The organism is Asaia astilbis JCM 15831 (genome assembly GCF_000613845.1).
GTDB classification, from domain to species: domain Bacteria; phylum Pseudomonadota; class Alphaproteobacteria; order Acetobacterales; family Acetobacteraceae; genus Asaia; species Asaia astilbis.
This window is the reverse complement of record NZ_BAJT01000013.1, coordinates 78,506-91,365: the sequence shown is the minus strand read 5'-3', so window position 1 is coordinate 91,365 and position 12,860 is coordinate 78,506. Positions and strand designations below refer to the sequence as shown.

Below are 12,860 nucleotides of genomic sequence, written 5' to 3'. Positions count from 1 at the left end.
ATGAGCAAACCTGAAACATCGCCAACGGGCTGGCTCGAAGCACGTCTGCCCATCGTCTCTGCCTTTCGGCGCGAATATGTCGATTTCGCGATGCCGCGTAATCTGAATTATCTGTGGAATTTCGGGGCCTTTGCGACGATTGCCCTCGCGCTTTTGATTGTGAGCGGCATTTTTCTGGCGCTCAATTATACGCCAAGCGTTGCCGAGGCATTCAACAGCATCGAGACGATCGACCGTCATGTGTCATCTGGCTGGCTGGTCCGTGCCATTCATATGGGCGGCGTGTCGATGCTTTTTGCGGCACTCTACGTGCACATGGCGCGCAGTCTCTATTACGGCTCTTACAAAACCCCACGAGAGCTGCTCTGGCTGACAGGGTTGGGCCTGTTTATTCTGGTCATGATTGCGGCGTTTGCAGGTTACATCCTGCCTTGGGGCCAGATGTCCTATTGGGGCGCCACGGTCGTAATCAATGCGATGAATGCCGTGCCGGTTATCGGTCCGGCACTCGCCTCATGGCTTCTGGGCGGTGAGGGGCTGGGCTCGGTGGCTCTGCACCGTTTTTACGTGCTGCATTTCGTGACGGCGTTCTCGATCATCGGCGTGATCGTGCTGCACGTCGCCGCGCTGCATGTGGTGGGGTCGAATAATCCGACGGGCGTGGAACCGGAAACATCCGACGATGTCGTGCCCTTTCACCCCTATTACACCACCAAGGACGGGCTTGGTCTGTGTCTGTTTCTCATGGTCTATGCAGTCCTGATCTTCTTCGCTCCGGATCTCCTGACGCTTGCCAATAATTACGCGATGGCCAACCCTCTGGTGACGCCGGGCGACATCACGCCCGAATGGTATTTCGCGCCTTTTTACGGCATTCTGCGCGCGGTGCCTTTCAAGCTTGGGGGGCTCCTCCTGTCTGCTGGCAGCGTTGCTGTGCTCTTTGCTGTCCCGTGGCTTGATCGCTCACCCGTGAAATCGGCACGTTTTCGCCCGGTACTACGCTGGGCGCTTCTGGGTCTGTTTATTGCCTTTATCGCTCTTGGAGTGGCAGGCATGCACAAGCCTACCGGGCTGTGGCTCGGTATCAGCCGTCTCAGCGTCGCCTATTATTACGCCTATTTTCTGCTCCTGCTTCCGTTCTTGCCCAGGTTTGAAAAAACGCGCCCCGTTCCGGCCTCCCTTCGTGGAGAGAACCGATGAAACGAGTCCTTCTGATCGGTCTCATGGCGCTCCCCCTCACGGCGCAGGCCTCCACGCCCGAGCAACGCGGGTTTCAGGTCTATCGTCAGGTCTGCGCTACCTGCCATAGTCTTGACCATGTGACCTTTGCCGATCTTTCCGGGATCGGTCTCGCCGTGGCCGATATCAAGGCCTATGCCGCGTCGCATCAGGTGCCTGACGGCGTGGATGATGATGGCGATCCGAAGACCCGTCCGGCCCGTCTTTCGGATTCCATCGGTTCGCCCTATCCGAGCGAGGCCATGGCGCGCCTGGCGAACCATGGCGATACCCCCCCGGATTTCTCACGACTTGCGATGACGGAAGAAGGGGGCGCCGGGCGGATCGAGACGATCCTGCGTTCTTATGAGCCCAAGCCGGCTGGCGTCGTCCTCTCTGCAGGGTCTTATTACAATACAGCTTTCGCTCAGAAGCATATCGGGATGCCGCCGCCGCTTCATGACGGTCAGGTGACCTATGCTGACGGCACGAAGGCTACCCTTCCCCAGATGGCACAGGATGTCGGAGCGTTTCTCGATTGGGTGGCTCATCCGCATCGCAGTGCACGGTCTCATACCGGGCTGGCCGTTTTGGGCTATCTCGCAGGTCTGACCGTCTTGCTGGCCCTGCTCAAGCATCGCGTCTGGAAGCGCGTGAAGGAAAACCGTCAATGAGCGATACGACAACGCTGTTCTGTGCGCAGGGAGTGGTCTGGCTGGTCGCGCTGGGGCTCTGTTTGCTTGTCGTGCTGATGTTCCGGCGTGTCAGAACTCTCTATCGTCGTATCGCCCCTCTGGGGGCGCTGGCGCCCACAGCTGCGGCGACGGATCACCTGCCGGGGACGCTATTGCGAAGCCTTGACGGTACCGAGGTGACGGCAGGCGGCGTGCGTGAAGACGGTCGCTCGCAACTGCTGGTCTTTGTCTCTGGCTCCTGTCCTGTCTCGCGCAAGATGGTGCCGATCATCAATGATTTCGCCCGGCGGGAAGCGTTGTCGCTGCTTTATTGTGGTGACGAAAGTGAGGAGGTCCAAAAGCATGCAGTTGCGAAGCTGGGCCTCTCCGAGGCGAGATTTGTGAATGATCCCAAGCTCGGACGCATTCTTGGGGTCGATCGCGTCCCGTTCGCTGTTCTGCTCGATCTGACCGGGACGGTGCAGGCGCGTGGTCTGGTCAATAATCTCGAACATCTGGAGAGCCTGCTGGGCGTGCAGGAGACCGGTTATCGCTCGTTGCAGGGGTTCATGACGGCCAACCCGAACGCTCTGGCAGGCTGAGGCCCTTCTTCCCGCAGGGTATCAGCTTCCGGGCTTTTCCTGAGATCAACGCATGAATTTCCGAGGCTGCTGCACGGCATACCCTCTTCTGCGAGGAAGGCAGTCGGGTGGAGAAGAGGGCGGCGGCTTGGTGCCGTTTCGTCCCCAAACGCTGGCTTGTCTTCTCCCGAACGCAAGCATTGATCGTTGGAGAGATACCGGCCTTCTTGAAGGAGGCTCTCTCACAAAAGCCTCCTCTCTGGCCTCATTTCAGGCGCGAGAGAAGAGCGTTCAGTGTGGACAGGCGGCGCGTGCCCGGCTGAGTACTTCAGCGCGCAAAGCCATCAGATCATCGGTCTGGAGAGGTTGAGCCCGCAGCGTATGGACTTCTGTTGCGGTGAACGGCTTTGTGCTCGTCGGGGTGCTGTTGCCGCCGAGGCGGAACAGAACGAAGTTCAGAACGTCGGCCAATTCCTGATCGTCGCGTATCAGTGACATCGAAATGCCGGGAACCCGCACCAGATAATCCCGCCCTTCCTGCGAACAGGTGAACTGCCCGACCTGATCACGCAGGGTCGGCACGAAGGTTTTGCCGGATACGCCCTCGATCCCGTGGCAGCCGCCACAATGGGTCAGGTAATTCGTTACGGTGTGAGTCTGGATGGCGGCTCTCGCCCCGCTCATTCCCAAAAGGCCGAGGAGGACGAGGCTGCTGACGAGCAGAAAATCAGGGAAGCGTGTGCGCGTCATTCAGAACCTTTCTTTCGGCCAGGATTTCCTTGGCCTTTTTCGGTGCGGCGCGCGCAGCTTTCACGTCATCGGCCGTAAAGGCCGGAGCACCCGGTGTATCGATGGTGCTGAGATAGGTGAGCACAGCGGCGAGCTGATCGTCGGTCAGCGCCTTGAAAGAGGGCATGAAGCCATATAGCTTGCGCCGCCGGCATCGATGCTGCCGTGCATGCCATTAAGCAAAACATCGACGATGTAGGTTTTGCCTCCGGGCATTGCGGCAATTTTGCCAACCCGTCCGGCAAGAGGCGGAAACTGACCGGGAGACCCGACGCCGCCCGCCTGGTGGCAGACGCTGCAATTGGTCGTGTAGACGGCCTGACCGTCTTCTGCATGGGCGGCGCTGCCCATGACGAAAGGCAGAGCGAGCAGGCTGGCGACTGAGAGGAGGCGTTTGGTCATGACGCGTTTCCGACAAGGACGGATGTTGAACAGTTATAGACGAGCGCACCCGTACCGAAGCACCAGATGATGTCGTTATTGGCCTGGGGACGATAGCTGGGCTGATCACCATCCGTGCCAAGACAGGGCGGCTGGCTGCAGGCATCCTGCCCACAGCAATCACGATAGGCCACGAGGTAGGACTGACCGTCACGCGGGTTGAAGCACGTGCCGATCCATGACGTCGGCGATGGGCGGGTCCCGGGTGGGCAGCTATGGACGCCCCCTCCGCAGGAGGCACACAAGAACCCGTCAATGGCGCAATAGCGCCAGTAATCGCACGCCGTCGGATCTGTCGTCTGTGCCTTGGCAGCAAAGGGTGAGGGCGCGTGCGTGCCGGATTTCTCAGGCTCGGCCTTGTGCGGAGAAGCCGCCGCCGATGCGCGCTCTACCGGTAGAAGGGGCACGACCGCGCCGAAGGTGACCCAGGCGCCAAGTCGGCCGAGCACGCTGCGTCGCGAGCTATGGCCTGCAACATGTCGGGTCAGGCGTTCCGTGATCCGGTCGAGCGGACTGGACGAGGCATCGTCCTGAATGGCGCGGCCCGAAAGCCGTTCAGACTGCGTCATGGAGGAACTCCTTGGTCTCAAGCGAGGGGGAAGAGGAAGCAGGCAGGGTCGCGATCAGCGTCTCGACCTGTAGTCGGGTATTGGCGACATCGCGCGACGTGATCACACCGCGCGGATCGAGGGTCACAAGCGTCGGCAACCTGCCGATCTGGAGCAGGAGCAGAAGCTCCTGACTGGTCACGAAAGGGGTTGCTCCAAGCCGTATGCCTGCAGCCATGGCGCGCAGCGCTGCGACGTCGCCCTCGCCAGCGAGGACGAGATCGAGGTCGTGAACATTCGCCTGAGCCTGCACGATGGGCAGAACACGCTTGCAGACCGGACAGTCCGGCGAGACGAAAAGGATGAGGCTCGACCGGCCGGTTTCATGCTGGCCGCCCAGAACGACAAGAGACTCATCGAGCCGCTTTGCCGTAATGCGGGGCAAGGCCTGACCCGCCTGAAGACCGGACAGGACAGGCTGCTGACCGATAGGCGCGATCCGCTCGTGAAGCACACCGATCTGCCTGGCCAGGACCAGTACGGCAAGGGTGAGCAAGCAGCACAATCCCGCCAGAAGCAGGGTCGAACCAAAGAGAATTGTCATCATGCCGGCTCTCCTGCGGTGTTCAGCTGGAGCGAGGCGAGTGTCAGCAAGAGGAGAGAGGTTCCGCTCATTAAGGCCACAGCGTCGAGCATGTATCCGAGGGAGCGGTCGATCGCAGCGGCGGCGAGCATCAGCGCGGTCAGGGAGAGGGTGCGCAACACCGATCTGCCGGTGAGCTTGCTATCGTGACCGGGCAGACATCCGCAGGAGAGGTCTGTACGACCGCGTGCGACATTGATCCCCATTGCCAGCGCAAAGACCGCGAATAATGCTGCGGCTACCAGGCATGCCTCCTGCGGGAGAAATCCCGAGCAGAGCCAGAGACCGGTGACGATCTGCGCGCCGCCCAAAAGCCGTGCTGCCGGAAAGGCAGCGCCGAGGGGCATAAGGCGATAAGAGGCGATCACCGAGCAAAGGCCGGCTGATCGAGCAGTTTCGTGATGCCAGTGCCCAGAAGCAGGGCACCGATTGCATCGGCGCCGGTTACACTGGCCATTTGCAGAGCAAGCGCGCCCATCATTCCCCCAGAGCGACCGTGAAATAGAGGTCGTCGCCGAGATGTTTGATCGTGTGCGAGAGCTTGCCGGTTTTGAGGTCCGAAATGAAGAAATCACCGGCTTCATCATTGGTAAAAAGCAGAGGAGCCGCGTCCTGCGTTACCCCGACCATGGTGCTCGGTTTGGCGAGCTTGATACGACGCAGCAGCTTGTGGGTCGCCACATCGAGTTCCCAGACTTCCGTCCCCGCTTCCTTATGTGTCCAGAACGTGCCCTTGTGCATGACGACGTAGAGATGGCCGGTTGCGTAATGCAGGGCAGCGAGCTGCCAGCCACCGGGGCGCCAGGTAACGGTAAAGGGGCTGTCAGCGTTGGTCGCTGCTTTCATCCCCGCAGCCTCCTGGATCGACCATGGCTTGTCGATGACCGTATTGGCCGAGAGTGTCGCCGGATAGACCAGACCGCTATACGAGATGAAATAGGTTTTCCCATCCGCGCTATGCGACGGGCTGTGCTCGAAGACGGCATCCTTTTCCGGATCGAAGAACGGCTTGGTATGGGTGATTTCAGCTTTTTCAGCCCCGATGCTGACATTGGCGAGGCCGCCATTGGCGCAGATCGAGGTAAATCCCGCATTGCCCCAGGGATAGGTCAGGGCGCAGCCGGGAAGACCGACATTCATGGAGACCTTATGCGTTGCCGTATCGACCACGTGCACGGCATTTGTCGGAACCATGTCATAGACATACACACGGCTGCCGTCGTTGCTGATGGTTAGGTCATTTTTCTTGGGTGTGACCAGCGCACGGCCCGGCAGAACCTCGTCATTGGTGATTTCTAGCGTTTGCGGATTATAGGCGGCGAGCAGATCGGCGCGATCACCGCGATTGCCGCGTGACCAGATGGTCTCGCCGACATAAAAAGCGCGCCCCTTGGGGTCCTGCACGACATTGCCGTTATAGGCTGCCTGTACCATGCCGAGGAGCTTGCCCTGATCGGCATCGACAACATAGACGCGACCATCCTTGGCATGATGCCCGACCGGGTCCTGAACCAGGATGCGATGCGGCGTGACCGGAGAGAGCTTGATGATGTCATTCTCTTCGGCCTGAAGGACCGGCTCGTCTGCAAGGGCCTTGCCGCAGGGTGTCAGTGCCACGCCCGCCAGCAGGAGCGCTGTCATGCTGGCCAGTTTTCGGGTGATGAGACTCATTGGGGGACCGTCCTTGCGGAAATAAGGAGGAAGGAATCGTGCTGCGTTCATAACGTATCCGAAAAGATATCCTGTTCCGGATATCGATGAAAGACAAGCCACAACCTGCGATTGAAAGGGAGGGTCAAAACTCGGTGCTGACGGTTCCGAAAAACTGGCGAGGAGAGCCGCGCTCGATCGACTGATAATCGCCGGACATCGGATTGCCACTCTCGCCCATCATCGAGATATATTTCGAATTCAGAAGGTTATAGACGTTGAAATCAATCGTGATATTTTTGGCGAACCCGACATTGCCCACATTATAACGGGCACCTGCGCTGGTCAGCCAGTATCCCGGAACGGATGTATCGTTGGTGTAGCTGTAATAACGCTTGGAATAATAGTGCACGTCGAAATGCGTCTCGAGTCCTTTCCAGCGATAGGACAGGTTCGCCTTGTACATGAACTCCGGATAATTCACGACCTTCCTGCCTTTGGTGTAGTAAACCCCGTCCGCTGTCGTGAGGTTTCCACCATAGGTCGAGTGATTGTAACTGACGCTGTTATAGAGGGCGAGCCCCTTGACGGGCGTGAGGGTGAGCGCCGCATCGACACCGTTCGTGTGTACGCTTGTCTGTGTGACACTTGATATCGGATTTGTGATGGTGCCCTCGGTCGCGGATTGCAGGCGATGGTTGGCGTCTGCGTGATAGCCGGCAAGGCTCGCTTGCAGATATTTGTCGGTGTAGCGATACCCTACAGCGTAGACCCAGTCGCGCTCCGGTTTCACCATTTGGCGTAGCTGATCGAATGTCGCCTGATCCTGCACGGACCAGAGTGAGTGTCCGACACCGTTCGGTAGCACCTGATAGGTGCGCATGTTTTCTGCGAGATCGAAATAGAGCTCGTGATGGGGCAGGAAATGCCAGCTTCCCCCGACATGGGGCAGAAATGCGGAAGACGCTGTCATGCTGCCGTTGGGCAGAGCGTCAGCGCCTGTGAAGTCCGGATTATTGTAATTCGCCCCCCCGGCCGTGGTCGAAAGCATCGATTTGAAACCGGCACTCAGACGCAGGTTGTTGAGGGGGCGCCAGTTGTCTTCGAGATGATAGGCAAACGTGTTCGTGTGCCAGACAAATCCGTATCCCTGGCGAAAGGCAGGACCATAGGTGTTGTATGGCCCAACCGTCTTGAGGGGAGACCCGGTTCCAAGGAGGGGTTCATTATACCAGAACAGATCTGCTTGCTGGTTATTGTTCTCGAACCAGACACCGGTATCGATTGTATGGTGCCCGATGCGATAGTCGAGCGCTGACGTGAAGCCATAACGCTCCTGTCTAGTTTGCCAGACCTCCTCGGAGAAGGGCGCACCGGTATCAGCCGAGGGTACGCTGTAATCTGAATAAGTGTAGTAGCCGGTCTGGCTCGTGCCGTAGAGTGTCGACTTCCAGCGTAGATGATCGGTCAAAGCCAGATCGATTTTCATGCCGCCCGTGTAGTCAACCTCGGCCTGACCGCCGTCATAGAGATAGGGCTCATCGCCATTGGCGGTGATCGCATCGGTTGTCGGGAGGGAAATGGCGCCTGACGCATAACCCGTCGCCAGTGCATAATTTGGATAAAGATGTGGTGTCCGCCAGCCAAGGCCGTCAAGCATGGCAAGAGACGTGTCCGGATAGCCCCATTCCTGCAGGTCGCTCCAGTTGAAGAACGCCTTCACGACGCTGTCATTGCCGATGGGCTGCACGATCTTGGCGTCCACCTGTTGCTGGAACTGTGTGCCATTGCCCATCCACTGGCCTTCTTCACTGCGTGAATAGGCAACGAAGGCTTTTGTACCACTCGGATTAAGGATGCCTGAGTCGCCACGCAGATAGGTGCGATGAGAGCTATAGGTGCCAAAACCCTGCGAAATCTTGCCGCCCATCTTGTCCTTGGGATCGCCGGTCTCGAATTCCAGCGTGCCTCCCAGTGTCGAGGTCGACGGAACAGCGACACCGCCGGGGCCTTCAGAGAGCACGGAGCGCTCAATATCGTCGGAAATGGCTGCCTGAATGACATTCAGGCCGTTATTGCTTTCATAGGTCTGATCGTTGAGAGGAATGCCATCGAGCGTGACGCCAAGCTGATCCATAAAAAAGCCGCGGACGAAAATGCTCGACCCCCACGTGTCAATGCCGAGAGGATCGGTGGAGCTGAAGCTCACCCCGGGAAGGCGATCAACTGCCTTGAGGACGCTGGTACCCGGAGTGAACTGCGCCATGACGGCCTTGGAGACGACATTGTCCGCGCCTCTGGAGGCCGCGCGGTTCGCGCTGACGGTCACAGTCTCGTTGCCATCGGAACGCGCAGCGCGCTTTCTCTGAGACGGTTTCGCGACATGGACGGGTGCGTGCTCGGACGCGACACTGGTTTTGCGGTGTAGACTGCTTTTCGATGCGGCCTGACCGGTATGGGGAATGAAAATGAAAAGTGCCGTAGCGCAAAGAAGAGCGCGATGGGAGACGGGCCGGACGCAACAGCGTGAGCTGACTTGGGCAGGGCGAGTAAAATTTTTCATATCCATTCCGTCTCGTTCTGCGTTCGAAACAATGACAAGCCTCTTGCTCATGCGTCTCCCCGATAAGGTTAATCGGAGTAGCGGGCAATGTCGGCGCATAAATATCCTGGAGACGAACGCTGCGTTTTTCCGGTGTTATGCACATCGGAAGAACGAGGCGGTCATCCTTTGCAAAACTCTATTTGCAAAAAATTATGCACGCAACGTTTTTGTACAAATAATGAGAGGCGATCCGTTAGGGAGGAAGATCGTGTCACTTACGCGCATGTAGAGGCGTGTTGCGTTGCTTTCCAGTGGTTCAGAAACGTGAAAAGCTCTGTCCTATCGCACTGGGTAACATTGAATCTGAGCCATGGCGATCGCGCGTTTTCGGGAGAGAAGTAATCTCCCGGTGCCAGCAGAAAATCAGACTGGGCGGCATCGCGGGTGAGTTGAAGGACATTCTGCTCCTGCTTGAAACGCATCCAGAGAAACATGCCGCCTTCGGGTTTGCAAAAAGGCACGAGCCCCGTTCTTGCAAAGCGTCTGAGGGCTTTCTCCTGCTGATGCGCCAGCTTCTCTCGCACTCTTGCCAGATGCAGACGATAGCGCCCATCGGCCAGAATATGATGGACGATAGCCTCTGACATATGCGTGCTGGTCAGGCTGCTGGCCATTTTCAGCTTGAGGATGTTCCGGGCAAAAGCTGGTCCTGAGGCGACATAGCCGACCCGCAATCCGGGAGAAATGGTTTTGGAGAAGCTGCTGATACGGATCACCTGTTCAAGCTGGCCCAGATAGGCAAGGGTCGGGCTCGTCTCAGGGGCAAGATCGCCGAAAATGTCATCCTCGATCAGCATAAGGTTCGTGGTTTCCGCGATGCGAAGCAATTTATGCAATACAGGGGCCGAGCAGGAGGTACCGGTCGGGTTGTGCAATCGTGTGTTGATGATGAAGGCCTTCGGGCGTTTCTCTTGTACCAGTCGTGCCAGGCTTTCGAGGCAGGGACCGTCTTTCAACCTTGGGACGCCATAGAGCACCAGTCCGAGTGCCCGCAGCGCCGGGAAGAGATTGCAATAGCCGGGATCTTCGACAAGAACCGTGTCCCCGGGACGGGCCAGGCAGCGTATCGCTAACTCGAGCGCCTGACTTGCTCCATGGGTGAGGATGATCCCGCTGCGCGGACAGGCAATTCCCTGGCGGGCAAGACTGAGGGCGATCTGGTCACGTAATCCTTCATGGCCATAGGGATTGCCATAACCGAGCTCGATCATGTCTGGGCGACGGCCGAGGCTGTTGAGCGCAGAACGCACCCCGCTGCCATAAAGGAAGGCCTCAGGCAGCCACCCGCATCCCGCCTGTATCTGTCGCTCTCCCCCCTCATAAGCGCGTTGCAAAAGCAGAGAGAATCCACGGATGGGGGATGGGAGAGTGGTTTTTCCTGTCGGGACGGCGGGGCAAGCTCGTGCGTGACAAAATAGCCGCTTGCGGGTCTGGCCTGCAGAAAGCCCTCTGCAACCAGACGGTTATAGGCATTCGAAACGGTGAGGGGGCTGACGGCGCAGCTTGTTGCGAGCTTTCTGATGGAGGGCAGCTTCATGCCATCGAGCCAGATACCGGACTGGACGCGGGAGCGAATGGCCTCAACGATCTGCGCGACGAGGGGGAGTGACGCAGCAGGATCGAGTTGGATCATCGTCTTGGCATTCCTGTAACGAGAACTGGTTAAAGAGACCTGTCAGAAATCACGCGTTTGCCGGGGTGAGAAGCGCTGTACCGGTCTCGGCACCGATACAGATCCGCACACAGACAAGCAGACTGTATATAGACAAGTTCATTCCGTATCAGGAACATTGCAGGTATCGCAAATGGTTCTGGTGAATGGGCTTGTATTCCCGCTACCGGACCATGAGACATGAAAGCTGCCCCATGGCCTCTTCACAATCCGAGTTCGATAGCGTTCACAGCCTTGGCTCGGGGACATACTGGATGCCGTTTACGGCCAACCGGCGGGTTCGGAAAGATCCTGCGTCCCGGCTGATCGTTTCCGCCAAGGGGGGCTACGTCCGGACTCACGGAGGCGCCTCGTTATTCGATACGCTCTCAGGTCTGTGGTGTACCCCGCTCGGGCATGGTCATCCACGCATCGTCGAGGCGCTGAAATCTCAGGCAGAGACACTGGATTATTGCACTGGGTTCCAGTTGACGAACCCTGCGACCGTCAGATTGGCCGACCGTATCGTCGCGATGGCGCCAGACGGGCTCGACCACGTGTTTTTTACCAATTCCGGGTCTGAGGCGGTCGATACGGCGCTCAAAATGGCGCTTGGCTACCACCGACTGCGCGGCGAAGGCGGTCGTTTTCGCATGATCGGACGCGAGCGCGGCTATCATGGCGTCGGGTTTGGCGGTCTGTCGGTCGGGGGCATCATGCCCAATCGCAGGATGTTTGCGGCGGGCATGCTCAATGGCGTCGATCATCTGTGTCACACTCATGACCCCGAGCAGGCAGCGTTCTCACAGGGCCAGCCTGCCAACGGCGCAGAATGGGCGGACGATCTCGAAAGGCTTGTCGGATTGCACGATGCGGGCACCATCGCCGCTGTCATTGTCGAGCCGGTTCAGGGCTCCACGGGTGTCATCGTGCCACCGGTTGGTTATCTGCATCGGCTGCGCGAGCTATGCACGAAACACGGTATCTTGCTGATTTTCGATGAGGTCATCACAGGTTACGGTCGTCTCGGTGCTCCGTTTGCCGCCCAGCGTTTCGACGTTGTTCCTGACATGATCACCTTTGCCAAAGCGGTGACGAATGGCGTCGTCCCGATGGGCGGGGTGCTCGTGCGCCGGGATCTCTACGAGACGTTCATGGCCGGTCCGGAGAACGCGATCGAATTCGCCCATGGCTATACCTATTCCGGCCATCCTCTGGCAGCTGCGGTCGGCAACGCTGTTCTGGATATCATGGAAGAAGAGAACGTTTTCGAGCGTGTTCTCTCCCTTGAACCCGTGCTGGAAGAGGCTGTTCATCGTCTCGACCATGCGCCGGGCATTCTCGATATCCGAAATATCGGTCTGGCTGCGGCGATCGATCTTGAGCCCGATCCGACAGCTCCTGGCGCGCGTGGTCTGGCCCTGTTCGAACTTGGCCTGAAGCACCGTCTGCTGCTGCGCTGCACCGGCGATACGGTCTCGCTCGCTCCACCCTTCGTCTCGACACCACAGGAATTGCGAGACATGGCGGAGACGCTCGGACGTCTGATCGAAAGCGTGACACGCTAAGTTCTCTCCTCCTGTTATTCATAAGGACTCACTGATGCCGCTGCTTCATTTTCATATCCTCGAAGGTCGCACACCCGAACAGATCAAGAGCATGCTCGATTCGGCTCATGAAGCCATGCTCGACGCTTTCCAGGTGCCGCGCAGAGACCGTTATCAGCTTGTGACCGAGCATAAGCCCAGCCACATGATCGTGGAGGATACCGGGCTCGATATTCCACGCACACAATCGATGGTGCTTCTGCAGATGTTCAGTCGGCCGCGCGGCGCTGAATCCGTTTCGGAGTTTTATCGACTTCTGACGAATTATCTCGAAAGGGATTGTGGAATCCTTCCTTCCGATGTCATGATTTCGGTTGTCGAGAATGGCGATGCGCATTGGTCGTTCGGTCACGGCCGCGCGCAGTTTCTGACCGGCGAGCTTCCCTTGCCGTCCGAATTCTGATCGATAGCGAAACGTTTCATTCATAGGGCCAGTTTCCGAGCCAGATCACA

The 12,860-nt window shown here is 58.3% G+C and carries 13 protein-coding genes and 1 pseudogene; 5 read left to right on the top strand and 9 right to left on the bottom strand.

Going from position 1 to position 12,860, the window contains the following annotated elements; translation table 11 throughout:
* Genes JCM15831_RS10865 through JCM15831_RS10855 form a run of 3 tightly spaced genes read left to right on the top strand, consistent with a single transcriptional unit; the run spans position 1 to position 2,494 of the window.
* Complete coding sequence (locus JCM15831_RS10865; RefSeq protein WP_025824286.1) at positions 1-1,200, top strand: cytochrome b; 1,200 nt, start codon at positions 1-3, stop codon at positions 1,198-1,200.
* Positions 1,197-1,892 (top strand): cytochrome c1, encoded by a 696-nt coding sequence (locus tag JCM15831_RS10860; protein ID WP_025824285.1) that lies wholly within the window; start codon positions 1,197-1,199, stop codon positions 1,890-1,892. The genes JCM15831_RS10865 and JCM15831_RS10860 overlap by 4 nt, the downstream gene beginning before the upstream one ends.
* Positions 1,889-2,494, top strand: a complete 606-nt coding sequence (locus tag JCM15831_RS10855) for a thioredoxin domain-containing protein (protein WP_025824284.1) — start codon at positions 1,889-1,891, stop codon at positions 2,492-2,494. Before JCM15831_RS10860 ends, JCM15831_RS10855 begins: the two co-directional genes overlap by 4 nt.
* Before the next feature lie 270 nt (positions 2,495-2,764).
* On the opposite strand, the gene JCM15831_RS10850 is transcribed toward JCM15831_RS10855, so the two are convergent.
* From JCM15831_RS10850 to JCM15831_RS22810, 9 genes and pseudogenes are all read right to left on the bottom strand, one after another.
* Positions 2,765-3,223 (bottom strand): c-type cytochrome, encoded by a 459-nt coding sequence (locus tag JCM15831_RS10850; RefSeq protein WP_025824283.1) that lies wholly within the window; start codon positions 3,221-3,223, stop codon positions 2,765-2,767.
* Positions 3,201-3,664 (bottom strand): annotated as a pseudogene (locus JCM15831_RS24000) (c-type cytochrome). Before JCM15831_RS24000 ends, JCM15831_RS10850 begins: the two are co-directional and overlap by 23 nt.
* Complete coding sequence (gene mauA / locus JCM15831_RS10840; protein WP_025824282.1) at positions 3,661-4,272, bottom strand: methylamine dehydrogenase (amicyanin) small subunit; 612 nt, start codon at positions 4,270-4,272, stop codon at positions 3,661-3,663. Before mauA ends, JCM15831_RS24000 begins: the two are co-directional and overlap by 4 nt.
* Complete coding sequence (locus JCM15831_RS10835) at positions 4,259-4,858, bottom strand: thioredoxin domain-containing protein (RefSeq protein WP_025824281.1); 600 nt, start codon at positions 4,856-4,858, stop codon at positions 4,259-4,261. The genes mauA and JCM15831_RS10835 overlap by 14 nt, the downstream gene beginning before the upstream one ends.
* Positions 4,855-5,262 (bottom strand): MauE/DoxX family redox-associated membrane protein, encoded by a 408-nt coding sequence (locus JCM15831_RS18415; RefSeq protein ID WP_051528461.1) that lies wholly within the window; start codon positions 5,260-5,262, stop codon positions 4,855-4,857. The genes JCM15831_RS10835 and JCM15831_RS18415 overlap by 4 nt, the downstream gene beginning before the upstream one ends.
* A gap of 109 nt (positions 5,263-5,371) precedes the next feature.
* The gene (locus tag JCM15831_RS10825) at positions 5,372-6,565 is read right to left on the bottom strand and encodes an amine dehydrogenase large subunit (protein ID WP_025824280.1); all 1,194 of its coding nucleotides are present in this window, start codon (positions 6,563-6,565) and stop codon (positions 5,372-5,374) included.
* 124 nt (positions 6,566-6,689) lie between these two features.
* Positions 6,690-9,107, bottom strand: coding sequence for a TonB-dependent receptor (locus JCM15831_RS10820; protein WP_232228136.1), 2,418 nt, complete (start codon positions 9,105-9,107; stop codon positions 6,690-6,692).
* Positions 9,108-9,364: 257 nt separating this feature from the next.
* Positions 9,365-10,399, bottom strand: coding sequence for an aminotransferase-like domain-containing protein (locus tag JCM15831_RS18410; RefSeq protein ID WP_232228135.1), 1,035 nt, complete (start codon positions 10,397-10,399; stop codon positions 9,365-9,367).
* Positions 10,357-10,782 carry a GntR family transcriptional regulator gene (locus JCM15831_RS22810; protein WP_232228134.1) on the bottom strand — a complete coding sequence of 142 codons (426 nt, stop codon included), beginning with the start codon at positions 10,780-10,782 and terminating at the stop codon, positions 10,357-10,359. The genes JCM15831_RS18410 and JCM15831_RS22810 overlap by 43 nt, the downstream gene beginning before the upstream one ends.
* 233 nt (positions 10,783-11,015) lie before the next feature.
* Here JCM15831_RS22810 and JCM15831_RS10810 point away from each other — a divergent pair, with 233 nt between their 5' ends.
* Together JCM15831_RS10810 and JCM15831_RS10805 are read left to right on the top strand one after the other, a co-directional pair.
* Positions 11,016-12,368 (top strand): aspartate aminotransferase family protein, encoded by a 1,353-nt coding sequence (locus JCM15831_RS10810; protein WP_025824278.1) that lies wholly within the window; start codon positions 11,016-11,018, stop codon positions 12,366-12,368.
* Between the two features lie 34 nt (positions 12,369-12,402).
* Positions 12,403-12,810 carry a tautomerase family protein gene (locus JCM15831_RS10805; protein ID WP_025824277.1) on the top strand — a complete coding sequence of 136 codons (408 nt, stop codon included), beginning with the start codon at positions 12,403-12,405 and terminating at the stop codon, positions 12,808-12,810.
* The last annotated feature ends 50 nt before the right edge of the window (positions 12,811-12,860 follow it).